Consider the following 21,958-nt stretch of genomic DNA (forward strand, 5'->3'; position numbering starts at 1 on the left):
GGGTGTCAGCGGCCTGTCCGGGACGCCCGGACGATGACGGTTGGCCTATGCCCGCCGTCCCTTCAACTGGAGCAAAAATGAAAGAGACCAAACAGGCCCCGGCCACGCCGGAGGCGCGCGCCGCCATGCACGAGATGATGGCGGCGTTCGAGGCGTTCAAAGGGGCGAACGACGCCCGGCTGGATGAGATCGAGAAGAAGGCCTCGGCCGACACCCTGCTGGAACAGAAGGTGGCGCGGATCGACCAGGCGGTGGCTTCGGCGCAGGCGCGGCTTGACCGCGTGGTGAGCGAAGGGCGGCGACCGGAGCTGGGGCAAACCTCCGTCCCGTCATTCTCCCCGAACGGCGGAGGACTGGAGGAGAAGGCGGCTTTCGACGGCTATCTGAAGACGGGCGCTTCGTTCGGGCTGGAGCTGAAGACGGGACTGAGCACGGCGTCGAACTCGGCCGGCTATGTCGTGCCCGAACAGACCGAGCGGGCCATCGAGCGGCGGCTGATGGCCGGATCGCCGATGCGTGAGATCGCCACGGTGCGCACGGTCGGCGCCGGGGTGTTCCGCAAGCCGGTGTCGACGGCGGGCGTGGCCTCGGGCTGGGTGGCCGAGACGGCGGCGAGACCGGAGACGGACCCCGCCACCCTGGCGCTGCTGGAATTCCCCTCGGCCGATCTGTACGCCAACCCGGCGGCGACCCAGTCCCTGCTGGACGACGCCCTGATCGACCTGGACGAATGGCTGGCGGCCGAGGTCGAGGACGCCTTCGCGGCCCAGGAGACCGCGGCCTTCGTCACCGGGGACGGCGTCAACAAGCCGAAGGGCTTTCTGAGCTATCCGATCGTGGCGGACGCCAGCGCCGTCTGGGGCGAGATCGGCCATGTGGCGTCGGGCGCGGCAGGGGCGTTCGCCCCGAACAGTCCGACCGACCGGCTGATCGACCTGGTCTATGCGCCCAAGGCCCAGTACCGGCCAAACGGGCGGTTTGTGATGAACCGCAAGACAGTGTCGGCGGTGCGCAAATTCAAGGACGCCGACGGCAACTACATCTGGCAGCCGGCGCAGCGGGCGGGCGAGACGGCGAGCCTGCTGGGCTATCGCGTGACCGAGATCGAGACCATGCCGGACATCGCCGCCAACAGCGCGGCGATCGCTTTCGGCGACTTCCAGCGCGGCTATCTGATCGTCGACCGGGCCGGGGTGCGGGTGCTGAGGGACCCCTATTCGGCCAAGCCCTATGTGCTGTTCTACACGACCAAGCGCGTCGGCGGCGGGGTGCAGAATTTCGACGCCATCAAGGTGATGAAGTTCGCGGCGAGCTGAGGCTAGCCGAGGCAGCAGACGACAGGCCGCAGGCAACAGTGGGCGGGCGGGGGACCGAACCGTGTCGCCTGTTCACTGATGCCTGCCGCCTCCCTTCCAACATCGGAGACATCCCATGACCGCACCCGTCACCCTGGCGGAGGCGAAGCTGTTCCTGCGCGTCGAGCATGACGCCGAGGATGGTCTGATCCAGACGCTGATCGATGCGGCCCGGGCGCGGGTCGCGGAGGATGTCGGGCTGGCCCTGACCTCGACGTCGCCGGCGCCGCTGAGGCTGGCAATTCTGATGCTGGTGTTGCGCGCCTACGAGCGGGGTGATCGGGAGATGCCCATCGCGCCCGTCGAGGCGTGGATCGCGCCGTCTCGCGTGGTGCGGCTGTGAGGGCGCTGGCGGGTCTGTTCGAAGGCGTCGAGGCCGAGACGCCCTACGGCGGACGGGCGGTCAACTGGGAACCGCTGGGGTCTGCCTGGCTCAAGCTGGGGAGTCGGCGGCGGCGAGAAAAGACGGAGGCCGGCGGGCGGCGCGTCGTGGAGACGGTGACCGCCGAGACGCGGGCCGATGTGCGGCTGACGCCGGGCCGGATGCTGAGATTTGGGGGTGGCGACTGGCGGATCGTCTCGGGCGAGACCGTCGGCGGGCAGGCGATACTGAACCTGGAGCGGACGCGATGAGCGCGCATGAACTGGCGCTGCAGAAGGCGCTCGTCGCACATCTGAAGGGCGATGCCGCGGTGCAGGCGCTGCTGGGCGCGCCGGCGCGGATCTGGGATGCTCCGCCGGAGGGGCCGGGGTTTCCCCACCTTCTGATCGGGCGCAGCGAAAGCCGGCCGGTGCGGGCGGACGGGGGCGGGGTCGAGCATGCCCTGACGCTGACGGTCGTGTCCCGGTTCCGGGGGACGGAGGAGGCCAAGGCGGTGCTGGCGGCGGTGCGGTTGCGGCTGGCGGACGCCGTGGTGGAGGCCGACGGGGTGCGGACGGCCGCCTTGCGGGTCGCGTTCGCGGACGTGTTTCCGGGCGCCGACGGGGCGCGGACATTTGCGGTGCTGCGCGTGCGCGCCGTCACGGAGGAGATCTGAACATGGCGGCGCAACGGGGCAAGGACATCCTGCTCAAGATCGAGGACACGCCGGGCGCGTTCACGACCGTGGCGGGTTTGCGGGCGCGGACGATCAGCCTGAACGCCCGGACCGTGGACGCCACCGACGGCGACAGCGCCGGGCGCTGGCGCGAGCTGCTGGGTGGGGCGGGCGTCAGGTCGGCGGCCGTGGCGGGCCAGGGGATTTTTCGCGATGCGACGTCGGACGCCCTGATCCGCGAAGCCTTCTTCAACCAGGCGCCGCGGACGTGGCGCCTGGTCGTGCCCGACTTCGGCGTGCTGGAGGGGCCTTTCCTCGTCGCCGCGCTGGAGTATGCAGGCGAGTATGAGGGCGAAGCGACGTTCGCCATCAGCCTGGCCAGCGCCGGTGAAGTGACATTCGGCGCCCTGTGATGGGACTCAACGGTGCGCGGGGCGAGACGGCGGCGATGCTGGCGGGGGCCGAGCGGCGGCTGTGCCTGACGCTGGGAGCGCTGGCGGAGATTGAGACGGCGTTGGGGCTGGAGTCGGTCGGGGCGCTGGCGGAGCGGATGCGGGCGCTGTCCGGACGGGACCTGATGGCGGTGCTGGCCGCACTGCTGCGCGGCGGCGGAGAGCGGGAACTCGCGGCGGGCCTGGAGCGGGCCGAGATCGACCCGCGCGCGGCGGCGGAGGCGGTGGCCCGGGCCTTCGCCGCGTCGGCATGAAGACGCCGTGGAGCGGCATGGCGCGGACCGCGGCGATGCTGGGCGTCGGGCCCGAGGCGTTCTGGCGGTTGTCGCTGAAGGAATGGCGGATGCTGACCGAGGCGCCCGCAAACCCGGCGCCGATCGGGCGCGCCGATCTGATGCGGATGGCGGAGACTTGGCCGGATGACTGACAGTTTCGAACCGTCCGCTCTGGACGTGGTGCCGATGAAGGCGGCCGAGGCGGCGGCGGCGCTGGAGGGATTGCGGGAGCCGGCGGAACGGGCCGCGGCCTCGATCGAGGATGCCTTCGGCCGGGCCGGGGAGAGCCTGACACGGTCGCTGGCGCAAGCGGCGGCGGATGGCGAGGTGACGCTGGCCGAACTGGCGCGGGCGATGCTGGCGGCGGTGAACGCCGCGGCGGGATCGGGCGGCGTAGGAGGGCTATCGGACGCCATCGCCGCAGCCGTGCGGACGATTTTTTCAGGGTCGCGAGCGGACGGGGGATCTGTCGCGGGCGGCGGCGCCTACCTGGTCGGCGAGCGCGGTCCGGAGGTGTTCCGGCCCGCGGGCGCGGGGACGATAGAACCCGCCGGCAGCGCCGGCGTGACCGTCAATGTCCGCGTCGATGGGGGAGCGCCGGGCCTGTTGCGGTCGGAAGCCCAGATCGCCCAGGTGCTGGCGCGCGCCGTATCACTGGGCGCGCGCAGGCTGTGACAAGGAATCGGCCGGGAGTCAGACCTCCTTGGGACTGGGACCGAAGCGGTTGTCGCCGGGCTGGCTGTCGGTGACGCCGATCCAGAGCAGGAAGCCCAGGTTCACAAGGAGCAGGAGCACGACGATGCCGAAGGCCGGGCCGAGCAGGGCCATGATGGCGGCCGGATCCTCACGGTCCAGGGCGGCCTGGTTCATGATGGCGGAGACCCCCAGAATGGCCACCCCGACGCAGACGCCGACGATGTTCGCGACCCAGGGAATGGCGACCAGCCAGCCGGTCTTGCCCATGTCGTGAAGACGTTTTACCGCGATGGCCAACTGGGGCCAGATCAGGGCCAGGGAGATCAGGCCGCCGAGGATGGGAATCCACCCGGCGACGACGCCGACGCCCAGACAGATCAGCCACCCGATCCAGAAATGCGAGCGCCGGGTGCGGCCCTCGAACGAAAACAGCAGCTTTTGCCAGTCAAAGCTTTGAATCCGGGATGAACTCTCGAGGCTCATGACGCCCTCCCCGCGCGATCCGGACCCGCGGTCCGGCATGGGAGGATGGCGTAACGGTGCTCGCTCGACAAGCGAAAGCGACCGCTGGAAATCCGGACAGGAGAGAGTGAATGGCCTTTCACGAGGTGAGGCTGCCCGCGCGGCTGGCGTTCGGGTCGACGGGCGGCGTGGAGCGACGCACCGAGATCGTGACCCTGGGGTCCGGGTTCGAGCGGCGTTCGACGCCCTGGGCGCAGGGGCGCCGCCGCTATCTGATCGGGGCCAATCTGAGATCGCTGGACGACATGGCGACCCTGACCAGCTTCTTCGAGGCGCGCCGGGGACGCCTGTACGGGTTCCGGTTCCGGGACTTCGCGGACTGCAAGTCCTGCACGCCGGGCGCGGCCGTGAGCGCGGTGGATCAGATGCTGGCCCAGGGCGACGGGGCGCGGACCGTGTTCCCGCTGTCGAAACGCTACGGCGACGACCAGACCGCGGCGGAACGGCGGATCGCCAAACCCGTCGAAGGCACGGTGCGGCTGGCGGTGGGCGGGGTCGAACAGGCGAGCGGGACGTTCGCGGTCGATCACGCGACAGGGCTGGTCACGCTGGACGCGGCGCCGGCCGCCGGTGTGGCCGTCACAGCAGGTTTCGAGTTCGACACGCCGGTGCGGTTCGACACGGATCGGATCGAGGTGACGCTGGAGAGTTTCGATGCCGGACGGATGGCGGCCGCGCCGCTGATCGAGGTGCGGGTCTAGCCATGCGCGATATGCCGGAGGAGATGGCCGCCCGCATCGAGAGCGGTGCGGCGACGCTGTGCCACGCCTGGGTGCTGCGACGGACGGACGGAGTCGAAACGGGCTTCACCGACCATGACCGCGACCTGACCGTCGAGGGGGTGACCTGCCAGGCAGCGAGCGGCTGGACAGCCGGGGCCGCAGACAGCGCGGTCGGCCTGGCGGCGGGATCGGGGGCGATCGCCGGAGCCCTGGATGACGCGGCGATCACGGATGCGGACGTCGAGGCGGGACTGTACGACGGGGCGGCGGTCGCGCTGTGGCGGGTGGACTGGGAGCGGCCGGAGCTGCGGATGCGTCTTTGGACGGCGACGCTGGCGCGGATCCGGCGCGAGGGTGGAGGCTTCGTCGCCGAACTGGAGGGGCCGCTCGCCCGGCTGGAGCGGGTGGTTGGTCGCACCTACGGACGGGGATGCGACGCCCTGCTGGGCGACGGGCGGTGCCGGATCGATCGGGCCGCCTTTCCTGGCGCCGAGTGCGACAAGCGTTGGGAAACCTGCGTGGGGACATTCGCTAACGGGACCAATTTTCAGGGCTTTCCGGACATTCCCGGCGACGACTTCCTGACTGCCGCTCCGGTCGAAGGTGGACGCAATGACGGCGGGAGCCGCCGATGAACGCGCGGGCGGCCGCGGTCGCCAGGACCTGGCTGGGAACGCCGTACCGGCATCAGGCCAGCGTGCGGGGCGAGGGGGCGGACTGTCTGGGACTGGTCCGCGGCGTCTGGCGCGACCTGGTGGGACGCGAGCCGGAATCCCCGCCGGCCTATCAGGCCGACTGGGCCGAGGTCGGGGGCGAGGAGACCTTGCTGGCCGCGGCGCGGCGCTGGCTGACGGAGAAGCCGGTCGCGGATGCGGCGCCGGGGGATGTGCTGATGTTCCGCATGGCGGCCGGATGTCCGGTCAAACACTGCGCGATCCTGAGCGATACGGCGGGCGCCGAGCCGCGGATGATCCACGCCTACTGGGGCCGGGCCGTGGTGGAGAGCTGGATGGGGGCCTGGTGGCGGCGCCGGCTGGTCGCGGTGTTCGGTTGGCCGGCCGGAAGCAGGGGAAACGACTGAATGGCGCAGGTCATCCTGAGCAGCGTGGGGCAGGCGGTCGGCGGGCCCATCGGGGCGGTGATCGGGTCGACCCTCGGGCGGACGATCGACCAGAGGGTCATCTCGGGGCTGGAACCGGCGCGACAGAAGGGGCCACGGCTCGAGACGCTGAAGGTGCAGGGTTCGGCCGAGGGCGCGCCGATGGCGGCCGTGTTCGGGCGGGCCCGGGTCACGGGGCAGGTGATCTGGGCGGCCCGGTTCCTTGAGGGACGAAACACGATCTCGGGCGGCAAGGGCGGGCCGAGAGCGGTCGAGTACGACTATTCCCTGAGCTTCGCTGTCGCCCTGTGCGAGGGCGAGATCGACGGGATCGGCCGGGTGTGGGCCGATGGGCGGCCCATGGACCTGTCAGGCGTGACGATGCGGGTGCATCGCGGCGGCGCCGATCAGATACCGGATCCGCTGATCGAAGCGGTCGAGGGAACCGCGCCGTCGTATCGGGGAACGGCCTACGCGGTGTTCGAGGACCTGTCTCTGGGCGCCTATGGGAACCGGCCCCCGCAGCTGGCCTTCGAGGTTTTCCGAAGGGCGGGAGCCGGCGGGACGGCGCTCGAGGACCGGCTGGAGGGCGTGTGCCTGATCCCCGGCGCCGGGGAGTTCGTGCTGGCGACCGATGTCGTCACGCGCCGTGAAGGGCTGACGCGGACAACGGCGGAGAATGTCCATGGCGGGGACGGGCGGACGGACCTCATCGTATCGCTGGATCAACTGATGGCCCAGGCCCCGGGTCTGAAGCGGGTCAGCCTGGTCATCGGCTGGTTCGGGACCGACCTGCGCGCGGCGCAGTGCACGATCCGGCCCGGCGTGGAGCGGGTCGGGAAGGCGACAGAGCCGTTGAGCTGGTCGGTCGCGGGGCTGGCGCGTGCGGAAGCGCACGTGATCTCGGAGAGCGGCGGCGCCCCGGCCTATGGCGGCACCCCATCGGACGAGAGCGTGCGGCAGGCCGTCGCCGAACTGAAGGCGCGGGGGCTGGAGGTGACGCTGTACCCCTTCGTGTTCATGGACGTGCCGGCGAGGAACAGCCTGCCAGACCCTTACGGCGGAACGGAACAGGCGGCCTATCCGTGGCGGGGACGGGTCAGGGGACGTGACGGCGGTCAGGCGGCGGCGGACGTCGAGGCCATGTTCGGGACGGCGGCGGGCCGGGGCCTGCGGCGGCTGGCGCTTCACTATGCGGCGCTGGCGGCGGAGACCGGCGCGGACGGGCTGCTGATTGGCTCCGAGATGCGTGGGCTGACCTGGACCCGCGACGACGTCGGCGGCTTTCCGGCGGTGGATCAGTTGAGGACGCTGGCGGCCGAGTGTCGGGCGGTGGTCGGACCGGACGTGGCGATCAGCTACGCGGCCGACTGGTCCGAATATTTCGGGCGGCATGAGGGGGCCGACGCGCTCTTCCATCTGGATCCGCTGTGGGCCGACGCCAACATCGATTATGTGGGCGTCGACTGGTATCCGCCGTTGGGCGACTGGCGGGCCGGCGACGGCGGCGTGGACGGCATGCTTTTCGCCGGGCCCGACGACCCCGCCTATCTGACGGCGCAAGTGGCGGGCGGAGAGGGGTTCGACTGGTTCTACGCCTCGGAGGCCGACCGGGTCATCCAGACCCGCACGGCGATCGCCGACACGGCGCATGGCGAGGACTGGATGTTCCGGCCCAAGGACCTGAAGGGCTGGTGGAGTAACGCGCATCATGACCGGCCGGGCGGCGTACGGAATTCGGCCCCGACGGCCTGGGTTGCCGGAATGAAACCGATCCGGCTGACGGAGTTCGGCTGCGCGGCCGTGGACCGGGGCGGCAATGCGCCCAACCTGTTCCAGGATCCGAAGAGCGCCGAGAGCGGTCTGCCGCCCTTCTCAAACGGGGTGCGCGACGACCGGATGCAGCGACGCGCGCTGGAGGCGGTCCTGCGGCACTACGCGGTCCCGGACAACAATCCGGTGTCGGCGGTCTATGGCGGACCGATGCTGAACGGGGCGGACGCCTGGTGCTGGGACGCGCGGCCCTGGCCCGCGTTTCCGGGTCGCGGAGACGTGTGGGCGGATGCGGGGGCGTGGCGGACCGGGCATTGGCTGAATGGCCGGCTGGGGGGCGAGACGCGGGATCTGATCGCGGCGGTTCTGGAGCGTGGTGGGCTGACCGCGCAAGATTTCGAGGTGGGGGCCGTGAGCGGGGCGGTGCAGGGCTATGTCATCGACAGGCCGATGCGGACGCGGGACGCGCTGGAGCCGCTTCTGGCCGCGCTGGGGCTCGTCGCGGCCGAGCGGGGCGGCAAGGTCGCGGTGGTTGGGGAAGGTCTGGCGGAGGCGGCGCTGACGACGGAGGCTCTGGGGCTGCCGGAGGACGGCGCGAGCATCCGGGCGGATCGGACGCTGGAGGGGTCGCCAGGGACGGCGCGGGTAAGGTTCATCGACGGCGACGCGGACTATCGGACGGGGTCGGCGATCATGCGGTCAGCGGGCGAGGGCGGCGGGGTCGACCTGGATTTGCCGGCGGTGTGTTCGGCCTCGCTGGCGCGGGCGGCTGCGGAACGGGCCCTCGAACGACTCGCGGACGAACGGCTGACAGCGGCGCTCGGGCCGCTGGCGGCCATGCGGCTGGAACCGGGGGACCGGGTCTCGGTCGAAGGTCGGGAAGGCGACTGGCGCGTCATGCGGCTGGACATGGACGAGACGCCGTCCGCGATGCTGGAGCGGATATCGTCGGTGGACGCCGGGGCGGACGAGGGCGGGCCCAGGGCCGACAGGACGAGCACGATGGTGGGTGCGCCCTTCTTTCGGATGATGGAACTGCCGCCCCTGGCCGGGGCCGAGATCGACGGACGACCGATCCCGGTCGCCGCCGGGGAGCCATGGCGGCCGATGCAGGTGTTCGCGGGACCGTCGACGGATGCCCTGGCGGCGCGAGGCGAGATCCCGCGACCTGCGACCGTGGGCGTGCTGACGGAACCGCTGGCTCCAGGCCCCAGACATCGCTGGGATGCGGTGAACACCTTGGCTGTCCGGGTCGAGGGACGAACTCCGGAAAGCCGTCCCGCCATCGCGGTGCTCGCGGGCGGCAATGCGGCGGCCGTCGAGACGGAGGACGGCTGGGAGATGGTGCAATTCCGGACGGCTGAGTTGTTGGGCGACGGCGTCTGGCGATTGGGCGGATTGTTGCGTGCGCAGCAGGGGACAGACAACGCCATGGCGGCCGGCGCAGCGGCGGGGGCCCTGGTGGTTCTGCTGGACTCTACGCCGGCGCGGGCGGAGTCGCCGCGGACCGAGCGGGGGCTGCCGCTGATCTGGCGCGCCGGTCCGACGGGGGGACCTCCCGGCGGGGCGGCGGTCAGCGAGGTGGTCCATACGGCCACGGGCGTCCACGACCGGCCCTGGTCGCCTTCGCATCTGAGGGCGGGCGCCCGGGCTGACGGGGGGTTCGACCTGGGCTGGGTCGCGCGGTCCCGTATCGACGGGGACCGCTGGGAGGGCGAACCGGCGTCCGCCGATCCGCTGCGGTTCCGGGTCAGGATCCTGGCGGAAGCGACGGTGCTCCGGACGTTCGAGGCCGAGGGCGTGGCGGCGCTCTATCCGGCGGCGGACGTCGCGATCGATTTTCCCGCCGGGCCCGGCCCGGGAGCGACGATCGCCGTGGCGCAGTGGGGGGATGGCTACGGCTGGGGCGTCGAGGCGAGGGCGGCGCTCGGCTGATCGCCACGCCAGAGATTTCGACCGCGCGCCTTTCGGGAATCCCCTCGATGGCCTAACTGATCGTTTCGGTATTGGTGGGCTGATGCGCTTCGCGCTGCTTGAGCCCGGCGCAGGAGCGGTTTCGAACGTGGCGGGCGATCCCTACAAGGAACTGGGCGTTTCGAGGGGCGCGAGCGCTGACGAGATCAAGAAGGCGTTCCGAAAGCTCGCCAAGGAACTGCATCCCGACAAGAACCCCGGCAACACCGTGGCCGATGAGCGGTTCAAGCGGATCACGGCTGCGTTCGACCTGCTGGGCGACAAGGAGAAGCGCGCCAAATTCGATCGCGGCGAGATCGACGCCGACGGCCGTGAGCAGTTCCGCGGCTTCGGCGCGGGTGGACCGACCCGCGGCGGTTCGGGCGGCAATCCGTTCGGCCAGGGCGGGGCGCGGCAACAGGGCTTCGAGAACATCGATCTGGACGAGCTGTTCGGTGGCATGTTCGGCGGCGGGACGAGGCCGGGCGGAGCGAGGGGCGGCGGCTTCTCCAATGCGGGTCTGGGTCGCGGAGCCGACGTAAAGGCGACGTTGGAGATCAGCCTTGAGGATTCGATCTCGGGCGCGACGCGGCGAATCCAGTTCTCGGATGGACGAACCCTGGACGTTACCATCCCCAAGGGCGCGGCGGACGGCCAGACGATCCGGCTGAGGGGTCAGGGCGCGCCCGGTGCCTCGGGCCGCAGCGAGGCGGGCGACGCCCTGATCACGCTGAAGATCGCGCGGCATCCGGTGTTCACGCGGGACGGGGCGGACCTGACGATGGACTTGCCGGTATCCCTGACCGACGCCGTTCTGGGCGGCAAGATCCCGGTGCGGACACCCGAGGGGACGGTTTCGATGACCATTCCCAAGGGGTCGAGCTCAGGCAAGGTGCTGCGGCTCAAAGGGCGAGGCGCGTTCGCCGACGGCAAGCGCGGCGACCTTCTGGCCAGGCTGATGGTCATGCTGCCCGAGGAGGAAAACGCGGCGCTGACCAAGTTGGCGCAGGCGATGCGCGACGCGGGCCCCTACAAGCCGTGGCGCGATTGATGGCCAATCGGCCGAACGTGAAACCGGCGCGGCCGTGGTTCTCGTCCGGGCCGACGGCGAAGCGGCCGGGATGGTCGTCGCAGGCGATTCCTCATGAGCTGCTGGGCCGAGGCATCCGCGCGCCGGAGGTGGTGGAGCGGTTCGCGCACGGCCTGAGACTGACGCGGGAACTGCTGGAGGTCCCGGCGGACTGGGTGCTGGTCTATGTGCCAGGGTCCGACACCGCGGCGGTCGAGGCGGCCATGTGGTCGATGCTGGGCGAGCGGCCCGTCCAGGTCCTGGCGTTCGAGAATTTCGGCAAGGTCTGGGCGAGCGACGCCGTCGAGCATCTGAGACTGGACCCGGAGGTGTTGACGGCGCCGTGGGGCGGGTGGCCCGATACCTCGAAGGTCGATCCGAAGAAGGACCTGGTGTTTCCCTGGAACGGCACGACCTCCGGCGTGTGCGCCCCGAACGGAACCTTCATCGCCGACGACCGCGAAGGCGTGGTGATCTGCGACGCGACCTCGGCGGCGTTCGCCATGCCCTTGCCGTGGGGCAAGCTGGACGTGGTGACGTTCAGCTTCCAGAAGGCGCTGGGCGGCGAGGCGGGCCTGGGGGTAGCGGCGTTGTCGCCACGGGCGGTGGCGCGGCTGGACCGCTATGAACCGCCGCGCAGCGTGCCCAAGGTGCTGCGGCTGCGGGATGCGAACGGCTTCGACCGGATGCTGGCCAACGGGTCGATGCTGAATACCTTCTCGGTGTGGACGATCGAGGACTGGATCGACGCGGTCCAGTGGGGGCTGGCGGCGGGCGGTCTGGACAGCCTGATCGCGCGGACGGCCGCCAACGCGGCGACGCTCGACGCGTGGGTCCGGCGGACGGACTGGGTCGACTATCTGGCGCGAGACCCGGCGACGCGCTCGACGACTTCGGTGTGCCTGAAGTTCGTGGATGCGCGCGTGGCGGCCATGGACGACGATGCGCGCCGGGCGCTGGTCATGCGGATGAAGGCGCTGGTCGAGGATGCGGGCGCGGCCTTCGACATCGAGAGCCACCGCAACGCCCCCGCGGGTCTGCGGATCTGGTGCGGCTGCACCGTGGAGACGGCGGATATCGAGGCGCTGACGCCCTGGCTGGACTGGGCGTTTGAGACGGCGCTGGCGGAATAATCGCTCCGCGGCGGGACACCCGCCGATTCCCCCGCTATAGGCTGCGCCCGCATTCCGAAATCCCGGACAGCGGAGAACAGTCTTGGCGAACGTCGCGGTGGTCGGCGCCCAGTGGGGTGACGAGGGCAAGGGCAAGATCGTCGACTGGCTGTCGAACCGGGCCGACATGGTCGTCAGGTTCCAGGGCGGGCACAACGCCGGTCATACGCTGGTCGTGGACGGCAAGGTTTACAAGCTGGCGCTGCTGCCGTCCGGCGTGGTGCAGGGCAAGCCCTCGATCATCGGCAACGGCGTGGTCGTCGACCCCTGGCACCTGGTCGGCGAGATCGGGAAAATCGAGGCGCAGGGAATCCACATCAGCCCCGAGGTGCTGATCGTGGCCGACAACGCCTGTCTGATCCTGCCCATCCACCCGGCGCTGGATGTGGCGCGCGAGGCAGCGGCGAGCGCACCGGGCGCGCGGATCGGCACTACCGGGCGGGGCATCGGTCCGGCCTACGAGGACAAGGTGGGGCGGCGCGCGATCCGGGTCTGCGACCTGGCCAATGTGGAAGACCTCAAGGTCAAGATCGACCGCCTGCGCTCGCACCATGATCCGCTGCGGGCGGGGCTGGGGCTCGAGCCGATCGATCCGGAGGCGCTGCTGGCGCAGCTGCTGGAGATTGCGCCCAAGATCCTGCCCTATGTGCAACCGGCCTGGCGGGTGCTGGATCAGGCGCGGCGGGACGGCAAACGGGTGCTGTTCGAGGGAGCCCAAGGCGCCTTCCTGGACGTGGACCACGGCACCTATCCCTATGTGACCAGCTCGAACACCGTGGCCGGACAGGCGGCGGCGGGATCGGGCATCGGGCCGCGCGGGGTCGGCTATGTGCTGGGGATCGTAAAGGCCTATACGACCCGGGTGGGCGAGGGGCCGTTCGCCTGCGAGCTGAATGACGAGGTGGGGATCCATCTCGCGACGGTGGGGCGCGAGATCGGGGTCAATACCGGCCGGGCGCGCCGCTGTGGCTGGTTCGACGCCGTGCTGGTCCGCCAGTCGGTGGCGATCAACGGGATTGACGGTATCGCCCTGACCAAGCTGGACGTGCTGGACGGGCTGAAGATGCTCAAAATCTGCACGGGCTACCGCATCGACGGTGAGGTGCTGGACTATCTGCCGTCCAGCCTGAAGGCCCAGGCCGCGGCCGAACCGGTGTTCGAGGAACTTGAAGGCTGGAGCGAAAGCACAGCCGGCGCGCGCAGCTTCCGGGATCTGAATGCGAATGCGGTCAAGTATGTCCGGCGGATCGAGGAGTTGATCGGCGCCCCGGTGGCCCTGCTGTCGACGAGTCCCGAACGCGACGACACCATCATGATGCACGATCCCTTCCGGGGCTGAGGGCGGCCGGGCATTCAACCGGCCTTAACCGGCGCCGGTTAAGGATGACCGTCCCTGAGGAGAGTTGCGTCTTGTTTGCTGCCGATCGTCGAGTGCTGGCAAGAATGGCCCCGATGCTGAGGCGGGTTCTGATCGTCGATCCGAACCCCCATTCCGCACGCATACTGAGCGAGATCATCAAGGGACTGGGCGCCGCCCGGATCCTGGTCGAGCCAACCGAGGATCGCGCGCTTCAGAGGGCGGCGGAACTCGAGCCCGGCATAGTGTTCACTGAGCGGACCGGCGACAAGCTGGACGGAGAATCGTTGGCGCGGAAGCTGAGGCGGTCGCATCTGGGATGCCGCCGCGCGCCGATCATCATGGTGACGACCGAGGCTACGGCGACCACGATCCTGGGCGCGCGCGACGCGGGGGTGCACGAATTCCTGCGCAAGCCCTTCACCAGCGCCGACCTGTTCAAGCGGGTCGAGAACGTCGCGCTTAAGCCCCGGGACTGGGTTGAGGCGGTCGGCTATATCGGACCGGACCGTCGGCGGTTCAATTCGGGCGAGTTTTCGGGGCCAGGCAAGAGAAAAGCGGACGAGGCCCCCACCGGAGCCGAGGCGACCGCGGCTACCAAGGATCAGGCCATGCGCATTCTGGCGGCGGCGCTGGACAAGTTCGACAGCGATCCGATGCAGGCGGTGCGCGCCGTGCGGGAACAGGCGTCCCAGCTCAAGGCGCTGGCCCTCAAGGCGTCGGATTCACGGCTCGTGGTGGCGGTCGGCGCGCTGGAGGTCACCCTGGCGTCGGGACCCGTGACCAAGGCGACCCTTGCGGCCCCGATCGGGACGCTGCTGGCCATGGCGCCGATCACGCCGATGCAGCGCGCGGGCTGAGACTCCCGCACCCGGCAGTCTACCCAAGCAGGCCGGCATAGGCCGCCACGATGCGCGGCCAGACGGCCGAGGTCGGGTCGACAAGCTCGAAATGCCCGGCTCCTTCCAACACCACGGACGTCGCGGGATCGCCCGCCGATACGGCCGCGGCCGCATAGTCCTGGCCAAACCGCGGCGGCACGATGTGGTCGAGCGCGCCCGACACCAAGATCTGCCGGTCGCCCAACGGCAGCAGGGCGGGGGGCGAGGTGTCGGCGAAGATGTTGGGGGCGTCCCTTCCCTGAACACCCACCAGCGCGTCGATGGTCGAGGGGCCGCCGCAGGCGTCTGGTCCCGTCTCGCGATAGGCGGTCAGATCCGCGATGCCGGCCAGCGTTACGACCCCCCGCACCGGAAGGGGGCCGACGATGCGAAGCGGGCTGGTCGACGGAAGACGGTCTCGAGCCGCACCCCATAGCGCCAGATGGCCGCCGGCGGAATGACCGGAGACCGCGACCCTGCGCAGGTCCAGGCCGTACTGCGGCCCTAGGGCGCGCAGATGATCCAGGCCGGCGGCGATGTCCTGAAACGTCCCGGGATAGCCGCCGCCTGCGTGGCCGATGCGGCGATATTCAAGATTCCAGACGGCGTAGCCCCGGTCCCGGAGGTCGGCGGCCATGTAGTCCATCAGTTCGACGCCGGGCAGATCCGCGCGCCAGCAGCCGCCGTGGATCAGGACGATGACGGGATGGCGACGGCCGCTCTTCGGAATCCACAGCTCGCCGAACTGGAGTGGGTCGGCGCCATAGGCGATGCGGAAGTCCGCGCTCGCGCGAGGCTGGCTCAGAAGCTGGCTGAAGGTGATAGGCGTTCGGGTCTCGACCGGATCGACAGGCGCGGGAGAGGACATGCAGGCGGCGACGGACAGGGATGCGGCCAAGACGGTCAAGGGCGGGCGCATTCCGGGCGATCCTGTCGATGTCGCCGTTTCACCGGCGTGGCGGCTCACTGTAGAGAGCGATAGCCGCCCGGCAACAGGAGCCTCCCGAATGACGACCCGCCAGACTTGTCTTGATCGGGATGCCGCTGATCCGCTGGGCGGCGTTCGGAACCGGTTCAGTCTGCCGGACGGGGTCGTCTATCTGGACGGGAATTCCCTGGGCGCCCTGACGCTGGCGGCGGCGACGCGGGTGCGTGAGACGACCGAGCAACAGTGGGGCCGGGACCTGATCTCCAGCTGGAACCGCCATGGGTGGATTGACCTGCCCCGACAGGTGGGAGGCAAGATCGCCCGGCTGATTGGCGCGGAGGCGGACGAGGTCACGGCGGCGGATTCGGTGTCGGTGAACCTGTTCAAACTGGCCGCGGGGGCCGTTCGGGCCCGGGGGCCGGAGCGGCGGGCCGTCGTCATCGAGCGGGGCGACTTCCCGACCGATCTCTACATCCTGCAGGGTCTCGCCGGGGCCATGCCGGAGATCGACCTGCGGGTCGTCGAGCCGGGGGCGTTCGAGACGGCGCTGGACGACCGGACGGCCCTGGTCCTGCTCAGTCACGTTCACTACCGAAGCGGCGCCGTGCGCGACATGGCGGCGCAAAGCGCGGCGGTGCGGGCCGCCGGGGCCCTGAGTCTCTGGGACCTGAGCCACAGCGCGGGGGTGCTGGACGTCGACCTCAACCGGGACGGGGCGGATCTGGCGGCGGGCTGCGGCTACAAATATCTCAACGGCGGGCCCGGCGCACCGGCGTATCTGTTCGTGGCGAGGCGGCATCAGGCGGCGTTGCGCAATCCTCTGTCGGGCTGGATGGGTCACGCCCGGCCGTTCGATTTCGTGGACGATTACGAGCCGGCCGCCGGGATCGACCGCTGGCTGTGCGGGACACCGCCCATCCTCAGCCTGGCGGCGCTGGATGCGGCGCTGGATGCCTTCGACGGCGTGGATATGGCCCAGGCGCGGTCCAAGGCGGCGGCGCTGGGCGATCTGTTCATCGAAAGGGTGGAGGCGCGATGCGCGGCGCATGGGTTGATGCTGGTCGGGCCGCGCGACGCAGCGGCCCGTGGCGGTCAGGTCTCGTTCGCGCATCCAGGCGGTTGGGCCGTGATGCAGAACCTGATCGCGCGCGGGGTGGTCGGGGATTTCCGGCGCCCGGACGTCATCCGCTTCGGCTTCGCGCCGCTGTACGTGCGTCACGTTGATGTATGGGATGCGGTCGAGGTGCTGGGAGACATTTTCGACAGCGGGAGCTGGCGGGACGAAAGGTTCCAGGCCCTTTCGGCCGTGACCTGAGTCCCTCCCCGCGATGCGGGGAGGGAGGGTTCATCAGGCGTCGACCAGGTTCCGCTCGTCAGCCGCCGCGCGCATGGCCTTCTGAAGCTTCTCGAAGGCCCGGACTTCGATCTGGCGGACGCGTTCGCGCGAGACTCCGTACTGGCCGGCCAGCTCTTCCAGCGTCACCGGATCGTCCTTGAGACGACGCTCGGTCAGAATATGCTTCTCGCGGTCGGTCAGCTCCTGCATCGCTTCCTCGAGCAGGCCCATGCGGATCGACTTCTCTTCGCTCTCGGCCAGGGCGGTTTCCTGCGACACTGCGGTGTCATCGGCCAGCCAGTCCTGCCACTCGCTTTCGCCGTCCGATCGGATTGGAGCGTTCAGCGAGGAGTCGCCGCCGAGACGGCGGTTCATGTTGGTGACCTCTTCCTCGGACACGCCCAGCTTGGTGGCGATGGCGGAGAGGTGTTCCGGACGCAGATCGCCCTCCTCGAAGGCAGAGATCTGGCTCTTGGCCTTGCGCAGGTTGAAGAACAGCTTCTTCTGCGCGGCGGTGGTGCCCATTTTCACGAGCGACCAGCTGCGCAGGATGTATTCCTGGATCGAGGCGCGGATCCACCACATGGCGTAGGTCGCGAGACGGAAGCCCTTGTCCGGGTCGAATTTCTTGACGGCCTGCATCAGGCCGACGTTGCCCTCGGAGATCACCTCGCCGATCGGCAGGCCGTAGCCGCGATAACCCATGGCGATCTTGGCCACGAGACGCAGGTGCGAGGTCACCAGACGGTGGGCGGCCTCGGGGTCCTGGTGCTCGGTCCAGCGCTTGGCGAGCATGAACTCCTCGTCCTTCGCCAGCATCGGAAATTTGCGGATTTCCGTCAGGTATCGCGAAAGCCCCTGTTCAGGCGACATCACCGCGAGTGATCTAGCTACAGCCATATGGTCCCTCCGACCGTCAAAACGAGCGGGCTCTCCGGAAGCGGCCACCCGATGTGCGCCGTCGCCTCACCCCTCAACCGATGAAATAGGGTCGGGTTTCCGCCTTTGTCAGAGGCGGATCGTCACACCGCGGCGTGACCGTTGCCCCGGCGCCACGGCACCGAATGACGGACGTATACCGGATAGTGCGTCCTTAATCAAGACGGACTAGAGCCGGGCCAGGCCTTCTTCGAGCACCCGCATGTCTTCGGGAGGCGGGGTTTCGAAACGCAGGGCCTCTCCCGTGATCGGATGGACGAAGCCGAGGATCGCCGCGTGGAGGGCCTGGCGGGTCAGGCCAGCCGCGGCGATCGCGGCGCGCACGAGGTTGGCGGGACTGCCGGTGCCATAGACCGGGTCGCCCAGCAGGGGCGCGCCCTTCGAGGCCATGTGGACCCGGATCTGGTGGGTGCGGCCGGTGTGCAGGGTGCAGGCCACGCGGGCGGCGAGGGGCGGGGCGGCGGGGCGGCTGCCCTTCTGGGGCGCGGCGCCGAAGAGCCGCTCGACGACATAGTCGGTGATGGCTTCGCGTCCGCCGGTTCTCAGCACCGCCATCTTCTTGCGGTCGCCAGTCGAGCGGCCGAGGTTGGAGACGATGCGGCCCTTCTCCGGCTGTGGCGCGCCGCGGGTCAGGGCGATGTAGGTCCGTTCGATGTCGTGGGCGGCGAACAGGGCCGAGAGACCGGCATGGGCCGCGTCGGACTTGGCGGCGACCATCACGCCGGATGTGTGCTTGTCCAGCCGGTGTACGATGCCCGGGCGGGCGACGCCGCCGATGCCGGACAGGGACGTCGCGCAATGGTGAAGCAGGGCGTTGACCAGGGTGCCGGTTTCACTACCGGGCGCCGGATGGACGGCCATGCCAGCCGGTTTGTCGACGACGATCAGGTGGGCGTCCTCGTACAGCACCGTGAGGGCGATCGCTTCGGGTTGCGGAATGGCGGAGACGACGGCTGGCAGGGCGATGGCGTAGAGGCCAGGCTGGGCCTTTCCGGAGGCCACGGATACGGGCTCGCCGTCACGGCTGACGACGCCTTCGGCTAGGAGGGCCTGCAGCCGCGCGCGCGACAATGTGGGGAAGATGTCGGTCAGGGCCTTGTCGAGACGGACCCCGCCCGTCTCGAGGCGCGCCTCTAGGATGGTGGCGCTTTCCTCATCGGCGAGGAGGTCTTCAGAAAGGAGAGGTTCGTCGGACAAGGGCGGCTCCGCCGCTCAGCGGGCGGTCGCTGATCTAGCACGGCGGGCAGCCTGAAATACAAGGCGCGCTTGGCGGCTCTCCCGTTCTGAGTCATGGTTAAGCTTGGCTTTACGGAGGGAGGGTCATGCGATCGTGGATTCTCGCGGCTGCCGCAGGCGGCGCGGTCATGGTTCTGGGCAGTTGCGCGACGATGAGCGCGGAGCAGTGCATGGCCGGGGACTGGTCCGGACAGGGCTTTGCGGACGGCGCGGCGGGCCTGACCATGAGCCGCCTCAACGACCATGCCGAGGCCTGCGCCAAACACGGGATCACGCCCGACGCCGCCGTCTATGGCGCGGGACGCGAGCAGGGCCTCGTCCAGTATTGCAGGCCGGATCGCGGGTTCAGGGAGGGCCGCGCCGGTTCCAGCTACGGCGGGGTCTGTCCATCGTATCTGGAAGCGGACTTCCTTCCCGCCTATCGCGACGGACAGATCGTTCATCAGGTCGAGCAGGCCCTGGTCAACGTTCGCAGCCAGGCGGACTCGCTGGGGAACCGGCTGGAGGAATTGGACGACAAGATCACGGCCAAACAGGCCGAGGCGCGGGCCGAGGGGCTGACCGACCAGCAGCGCGAGACGATCCGCAACCGCATTCAGGAGATCCGGCGCGAGCGCGCGGACACCGAGCGGGAATGGCGCCGGGCCCAGGATGCGATCGACGACGCCGAGCGCGACGTCCGGGACGTGCGCTGGCGTTTCCAGGGTCAATACGGCGGCTGGTAGGGCGTCGGGGCGCCGCGATCAGGCGCGTCAGGCGGCCTTGGACGTGGTCGAGCCGAAATGCGGGTTCAGCTCGCCCCTGGCGTAGCGCTGGGCCATCTGGGCCGTCGACAAGGGGCGGATCTTTGACGCCTGGCCTTCGCAGCCGAACTGGACGAAGCGCTCCTGGCAGAGTTTGCGCATCGCCTCCTTGGCCGGTTTCAGATAGGCGCGCGGGTCGAACTCGCCGGGCTTCTCGGCGAGGATCTTCCGGATCGCGCCGGTCATGGCCATGCGGTTGTCGGTGTCGATATTGATCTTGCGCACGCCGTGCTTGATGCCGCGCTGGATTTCCTCGACCGGCACGCCCCAGGTCTGGGGCATCTCGCCGCCGTACTGGTTGATGATGTCCTGGAGGTCCTGCGGAACCGACGATGATCCGTGCATGACCAGATGGGTGTCGGGCAGGCGGCGGTGGATTTCCTCGATCACATTCATGGCCAGGACGTCGCCGTCGGGCTTGCGCGTGAACTTGTAGGCGCCGTGGCTGGTGCCCATGGCGATGGCCAGGGCGTCGACCTGGGTCTCGCGCACGAAGTCCACGGCCTGATCCGGGTCGGTCAGCAACTGCGAGTGATCCAGCTTGCCCTCGAAGCCGTGGCCGTCCTCGGCCTCGCCCATGCCGGTTTCCAGCGAACCCAGCACGCCCAGTTCGCCTTCGACCGAGACGCCGCAGCTGTGGGCCATCTGGACCACCCGACGGGTGACGTCGACGTTGTACTCGTAGCTGGCGGGAGTCTTGGCGTCCTCCTCCAGGGAGCCGTCCATCATCACCGAGGTGAAGCCGTACTGGATGGCCGTGGCGCAGGTCGCCGGGCCGTTGCCGTGGTCCTGGTGCATGCACACCGGGATGTGCGGATACAGCTCCGCGAGGGCGTCGATCAGCTTGGCCAGGACGATGTCGTTGGCGTAGTTCCGGGCGCCGCGGCTGGCCTGGATGATGACGGGGGCGTTGACCGCCTCGGCCGCCTCCATGATGGCCAGCCCCTGCTCCATGTTGTTGATGTTGTAGGCCGGCAGGCCGTAGCCATTCTCGGCCGCGTGATCGAGAAGCTGTCGCAGCGTGATGCGCGCCATGGGGTGTCTCCTGAGCCCGTATGTTTTGCCGGTGGTTTAGCCGCACCGCGCCTTGAAGTCACGCAATGTAACAACGCAAACCGTCAGGTCCGGAGCGCCTCGACGCCGGGCAGGGGCTTGCCTTCCATCCATTCCAGGAAGGCGCCGCCGGCGGTGGAGACGAAGGTCATGTCGTCGGCCACGCCTGCGTGGTGCAGGGCCGCGACCGTGTCGCCGCCGCCGCCGACCGCGGTCAGGACGCCGGCCTTGGCCAGGGCGGCCGCATGGTGGGCGACCGCGACGGTGGCCGCATCGAACGGCGGCACTTCGAACACGCCCAGCGGCCCGTTCCAGATCAGCGTCTTCGAGGCGGTCAGGGCGTCGACCAGGCGGGCGACGCTGGCCGGGCCGGCGTCGAGGATCTTGTCGTCGGCCGACAGCGGCTGGCCGGCGACAACGGGGCGGGCGGCCGCGCCGGGCTTGACCTCGGTCGCCACGACGAAGTCGACGGGGAGCAGTATCTGGCACCCCCGGGCCTCGGCCTCGGCCAGAATTTCGCGGGCCGTGTCGGCCATGTCGCGCTCGGCCAGCGATCCGCCGATGTCGATCCCCTGGGCGAAAAGGAAGGTGTTGGCCATGCCGCCGCCGATGGCGAGGCGGTCCAGCTTGCCGACCAGGTTCTTCAGCAGGTCCAGCTTGGTCGAGACTTTGGCCCCGCCGACAATGCCCATGACCGGCTTTCGCGGCTTGCCCAGGGCCGCGTCGAGGGCGTCCAGCTCGCGGCGCATCGACTCGCCGGCATAGGCCGGCAGCAGATGCGCCAGGCCCTCGGTCGAGGCGTGGGCGCGGTGGGCGGCGGAGAAGGCGTCGTTGACATAGACGTCGCCGAGCTCGGCCAGTTGTTTCGCAAAGGCCGGGTCGTTGGCTTCCTCGCCGGCGTGAAAGCGGACGTTCTCGAGCAGAACCACCCCGCCGAGCGGCACATCGGCGATCATGGCCTTCGCCTCGTCGCCGACGCAGTCGGTGGCGAACCGGACCGGGGCGCCGAGCAGATGCTCGAGGTCGTCGACCACCGGCTGCAGGCTCATCGACGGGACGACCTTGCCCTTGGGTCGGTCGAAATGGGCCAGCAGGGCGACCTTGGCCCCCGCATCGCGCAGCCTGTTGATGGTCGGCAGGGCGACGCGCAGGCGGGTGTCCTCGGTCACCTTGCCGTCCTCCATCGGAACGTTGAAGTCCACCCGGACGAGGGCGGTCTTGCCGGCGAGGGAGGGGGCGTCGTCGAGGGTGCGGAAGGTCATGCTTTTTCTCCTCCGCTCATCCCGGCGAAAGCCGGGAC

The 21,958-nt window shown here is 69.6% G+C and carries 24 protein-coding genes; 18 read left to right on the top strand and 6 right to left on the bottom strand.

Features of this window, described 5'->3' with window-relative positions; translation table 11 throughout:
* Nucleotides 1–77 precede the first annotated feature (77 nt).
* From ASD59_RS03300 to ASD59_RS03330, 8 genes are all read left to right on the top strand, one after another.
* Nucleotides 78–1,316, top strand: coding sequence for a phage major capsid protein (locus ASD59_RS03300; protein ID WP_055828250.1), 1,239 nt, complete (start codon nt 78–80; stop codon nt 1,314–1,316).
* A 115-nt stretch (nt 1,317–1,431) separates the two neighbouring features.
* Nucleotides 1,432–1,698: a head-tail connector protein gene (locus ASD59_RS03305; protein WP_055828254.1), complete on the top strand. Its 267-nt coding sequence runs from the start codon at nt 1,432–1,434 to the stop codon at nt 1,696–1,698.
* On the top strand, nt 1,695–1,988 hold the full coding sequence (locus ASD59_RS03310) for a phage head completion protein (RefSeq protein ID WP_200943729.1): 294 nt from the start codon (nt 1,695–1,697) through the stop codon (nt 1,986–1,988). Before ASD59_RS03305 ends, ASD59_RS03310 begins: the two co-directional genes overlap by 4 nt.
* Nucleotides 1,985–2,392: a DUF3168 domain-containing protein gene (locus ASD59_RS03315; protein WP_055828257.1), complete on the top strand. Its 408-nt coding sequence runs from the start codon at nt 1,985–1,987 to the stop codon at nt 2,390–2,392. Before ASD59_RS03310 ends, ASD59_RS03315 begins: the two co-directional genes overlap by 4 nt.
* 2 nt (nt 2,393–2,394) lie before the next feature.
* Entirely contained in the window at nt 2,395–2,805 is a 411-nt protein-coding gene (locus ASD59_RS03320; RefSeq protein ID WP_055828260.1) for a phage major tail protein, TP901-1 family, read from the top strand.
* Entirely contained in the window at nt 2,805–3,098 is a 294-nt protein-coding gene (locus ASD59_RS03325) for a GTA-gp10 family protein (protein WP_055828262.1), read from the top strand. Before ASD59_RS03320 ends, ASD59_RS03325 begins: the two co-directional genes overlap by 1 nt.
* A gap of 17 nt (nt 3,099–3,115) precedes the next feature.
* A complete protein-coding gene (locus ASD59_RS13805; protein WP_082560026.1) occupies nt 3,116–3,271 on the top strand; it encodes a phage tail assembly chaperone in 156 nt (51 codons plus the stop codon).
* Nucleotides 3,264–3,794 (top strand): phage tail tape measure protein, encoded by a 531-nt coding sequence (locus ASD59_RS03330; RefSeq protein WP_055828267.1) that lies wholly within the window; start codon nt 3,264–3,266, stop codon nt 3,792–3,794. Before ASD59_RS13805 ends, ASD59_RS03330 begins: the two co-directional genes overlap by 8 nt.
* Nucleotides 3,795–3,812: 18 nt before the next feature.
* Here ASD59_RS03330 and ASD59_RS03335 read toward each other — a convergent pair whose 3' ends face one another.
* Nucleotides 3,813–4,298 carry a DUF805 domain-containing protein gene (locus tag ASD59_RS03335; RefSeq protein ID WP_055828270.1) on the bottom strand — a complete coding sequence of 162 codons (486 nt, stop codon included), beginning with the start codon at nt 4,296–4,298 and terminating at the stop codon, nt 3,813–3,815.
* A 110-nt stretch (nt 4,299–4,408) separates the two neighbouring features.
* Here ASD59_RS03335 and ASD59_RS03340 point away from each other — a divergent pair, with 110 nt between their 5' ends.
* The 8 genes from ASD59_RS03340 (at nt 4,409) to ASD59_RS03375 (ending at nt 14,342) form a co-directional block, all read left to right on the top strand.
* Nucleotides 4,409–5,038, top strand: coding sequence for a DUF2460 domain-containing protein (locus ASD59_RS03340; protein WP_055828273.1), 630 nt, complete (start codon nt 4,409–4,411; stop codon nt 5,036–5,038).
* Between the two features lie 2 nt (nt 5,039–5,040).
* A complete protein-coding gene (locus tag ASD59_RS03345) occupies nt 5,041–5,694 on the top strand; it encodes a baseplate hub domain-containing protein (RefSeq protein WP_055828276.1) in 654 nt (217 codons plus the stop codon).
* Entirely contained in the window at nt 5,691–6,140 is a 450-nt protein-coding gene (locus ASD59_RS03350) for an NlpC/P60 family protein (RefSeq protein WP_055828280.1), read from the top strand. The genes ASD59_RS03345 and ASD59_RS03350 overlap by 4 nt, the downstream gene beginning before the upstream one ends.
* Nucleotides 6,141–9,866, top strand: a complete 3,726-nt coding sequence (locus ASD59_RS03355; protein ID WP_055828283.1) for a baseplate multidomain protein megatron — start codon at nt 6,141–6,143, stop codon at nt 9,864–9,866.
* Nucleotides 9,867–9,993: 127 nt separating this feature from the next.
* The gene (locus ASD59_RS03360) at nt 9,994–10,935 is read left to right on the top strand and encodes a DnaJ C-terminal domain-containing protein (protein ID WP_055829671.1); all 942 of its coding nucleotides are present in this window, start codon (nt 9,994–9,996) and stop codon (nt 10,933–10,935) included.
* Nucleotides 10,935–12,086, top strand: coding sequence for a phosphoserine transaminase (locus tag ASD59_RS03365; protein WP_055828286.1), 1,152 nt, complete (start codon nt 10,935–10,937; stop codon nt 12,084–12,086). Before ASD59_RS03360 ends, ASD59_RS03365 begins: the two co-directional genes overlap by 1 nt.
* Nucleotides 12,087–12,168: 82 nt before the next feature.
* Nucleotides 12,169–13,464, top strand: a complete 1,296-nt coding sequence (locus ASD59_RS03370; protein ID WP_055828289.1) for an adenylosuccinate synthase — start codon at nt 12,169–12,171, stop codon at nt 13,462–13,464.
* Between the two features lie 113 nt (nt 13,465–13,577).
* Complete coding sequence (locus tag ASD59_RS03375; protein ID WP_235561708.1) at nt 13,578–14,342, top strand: response regulator; 765 nt, start codon at nt 13,578–13,580, stop codon at nt 14,340–14,342.
* A 19-nt stretch (nt 14,343–14,361) separates the two neighbouring features.
* Here the strand turns inward: ASD59_RS03375 and ASD59_RS03380 are convergent, their stop codons facing one another.
* Nucleotides 14,362–15,282, bottom strand: a complete 921-nt coding sequence (locus ASD59_RS03380) for an alpha/beta hydrolase family protein (RefSeq protein ID WP_200943725.1) — start codon at nt 15,280–15,282, stop codon at nt 14,362–14,364.
* 88 nt (nt 15,283–15,370) lie between these two features.
* Here ASD59_RS03380 and kynU point away from each other — a divergent pair, with 88 nt between their 5' ends.
* Nucleotides 15,371–16,606 (top strand): kynureninase, encoded by a 1,236-nt coding sequence (gene kynU / locus ASD59_RS03385; protein WP_055828296.1) that lies wholly within the window; start codon nt 15,371–15,373, stop codon nt 16,604–16,606.
* A gap of 33 nt (nt 16,607–16,639) precedes the next feature.
* Here kynU and rpoH read toward each other — a convergent pair whose 3' ends face one another.
* Nucleotides 16,640–17,527, bottom strand: coding sequence for an RNA polymerase sigma factor RpoH (rpoH, locus tag ASD59_RS03390; protein WP_055828299.1), 888 nt, complete (start codon nt 17,525–17,527; stop codon nt 16,640–16,642).
* 207 nt (nt 17,528–17,734) lie between these two features.
* The gene (locus tag ASD59_RS03395) at nt 17,735–18,763 is read right to left on the bottom strand and encodes an RluA family pseudouridine synthase (RefSeq protein WP_055828302.1); all 1,029 of its coding nucleotides are present in this window, start codon (nt 18,761–18,763) and stop codon (nt 17,735–17,737) included.
* Nucleotides 18,764–18,888: 125 nt separating this feature from the next.
* On the opposite strand from ASD59_RS03395, the gene ASD59_RS03400 reads away from it, so the two are divergent.
* The gene (locus ASD59_RS03400) at nt 18,889–19,527 is read left to right on the top strand and encodes a DUF2799 domain-containing protein (protein WP_055828305.1); all 639 of its coding nucleotides are present in this window, start codon (nt 18,889–18,891) and stop codon (nt 19,525–19,527) included.
* A gap of 27 nt (nt 19,528–19,554) precedes the next feature.
* Here ASD59_RS03400 and fba read toward each other — a convergent pair whose 3' ends face one another.
* Complete coding sequence (fba, locus tag ASD59_RS03405; protein WP_055828309.1) at nt 19,555–20,640, bottom strand: class II fructose-bisphosphate aldolase; 1,086 nt, start codon at nt 20,638–20,640, stop codon at nt 19,555–19,557.
* Nucleotides 20,641–20,723: 83 nt separating this feature from the next.
* On the bottom strand, nt 20,724–21,920 hold the full coding sequence (locus tag ASD59_RS03410; RefSeq protein ID WP_055828312.1) for a phosphoglycerate kinase: 1,197 nt from the start codon (nt 21,918–21,920) through the stop codon (nt 20,724–20,726).
* Nucleotides 21,921–21,958 lie beyond the last annotated feature (38 nt).

Origin of the sequence: Brevundimonas sp. Root608 (genome assembly GCF_001427825.1) — a bacterium.
Taxonomy (GTDB): Bacteria; Pseudomonadota; Alphaproteobacteria; order Caulobacterales; family Caulobacteraceae; genus Brevundimonas.

Bases quoted from the DNA above. Each gene is read 5' to 3' on its own strand.
- ASD59_RS03300 (WP_055828250.1), top strand. From the start codon at position 78: ATGAAAGAGACCAAACAGGCCCCGGCCACGCCGGAGGCGCGCGCCGCC.
- ASD59_RS03305 (WP_055828254.1), top strand. From the start codon at position 1,432: ATGACCGCACCCGTCACCCTGGCGGAGGCGAAGCTGTTCCTGCGCGTC.
- ASD59_RS03315 (WP_055828257.1), top strand. From the start codon at position 1,985: ATGAGCGCGCATGAACTGGCGCTGCAGAAGGCGCTCGTCGCACATCTG.
- ASD59_RS03320 (WP_055828260.1), top strand. From the start codon at position 2,395: ATGGCGGCGCAACGGGGCAAGGACATCCTGCTCAAGATCGAGGACACG.
- ASD59_RS03325 (WP_055828262.1), top strand. From the start codon at position 2,805: ATGGGACTCAACGGTGCGCGGGGCGAGACGGCGGCGATGCTGGCGGGG.
- ASD59_RS13805 (WP_082560026.1), top strand. From the start codon at position 3,116: ATGGCGCGGACCGCGGCGATGCTGGGCGTCGGGCCCGAGGCGTTCTGG.
- ASD59_RS03330 (WP_055828267.1), top strand. From the start codon at position 3,264: ATGACTGACAGTTTCGAACCGTCCGCTCTGGACGTGGTGCCGATGAAG.
- ASD59_RS03335 (WP_055828270.1), bottom strand. From the start codon at position 4,298: ATGAGCCTCGAGAGTTCATCCCGGATTCAAAGCTTTGACTGGCAAAAG.
- ASD59_RS03340 (WP_055828273.1), top strand. From the start codon at position 4,409: ATGGCCTTTCACGAGGTGAGGCTGCCCGCGCGGCTGGCGTTCGGGTCG.
- ASD59_RS03345 (WP_055828276.1), top strand. From the start codon at position 5,041: ATGCGCGATATGCCGGAGGAGATGGCCGCCCGCATCGAGAGCGGTGCG.
- ASD59_RS03350 (WP_055828280.1), top strand. From the start codon at position 5,691: ATGAACGCGCGGGCGGCCGCGGTCGCCAGGACCTGGCTGGGAACGCCG.
- ASD59_RS03355 (WP_055828283.1), top strand. From the start codon at position 6,141: ATGGCGCAGGTCATCCTGAGCAGCGTGGGGCAGGCGGTCGGCGGGCCC.
- ASD59_RS03365 (WP_055828286.1), top strand. From the start codon at position 10,935: ATGGCCAATCGGCCGAACGTGAAACCGGCGCGGCCGTGGTTCTCGTCC.
- ASD59_RS03375 (WP_235561708.1), top strand. From the start codon at position 13,578: ATGCTGAGGCGGGTTCTGATCGTCGATCCGAACCCCCATTCCGCACGC.
- ASD59_RS03380 (WP_200943725.1), bottom strand. From the start codon at position 15,282: ATGCGCCCGCCCTTGACCGTCTTGGCCGCATCCCTGTCCGTCGCCGCC.
- kynU (WP_055828296.1), top strand. From the start codon at position 15,371: ATGACGACCCGCCAGACTTGTCTTGATCGGGATGCCGCTGATCCGCTG.
- rpoH (WP_055828299.1), bottom strand. From the start codon at position 17,527: ATGGCTGTAGCTAGATCACTCGCGGTGATGTCGCCTGAACAGGGGCTT.
- ASD59_RS03400 (WP_055828305.1), top strand. From the start codon at position 18,889: ATGCGATCGTGGATTCTCGCGGCTGCCGCAGGCGGCGCGGTCATGGTT.
- fba (WP_055828309.1), bottom strand. From the start codon at position 20,640: ATGGCGCGCATCACGCTGCGACAGCTTCTCGATCACGCGGCCGAGAAT.
- ASD59_RS03410 (WP_055828312.1), bottom strand. From the start codon at position 21,920: ATGACCTTCCGCACCCTCGACGACGCCCCCTCCCTCGCCGGCAAGACC.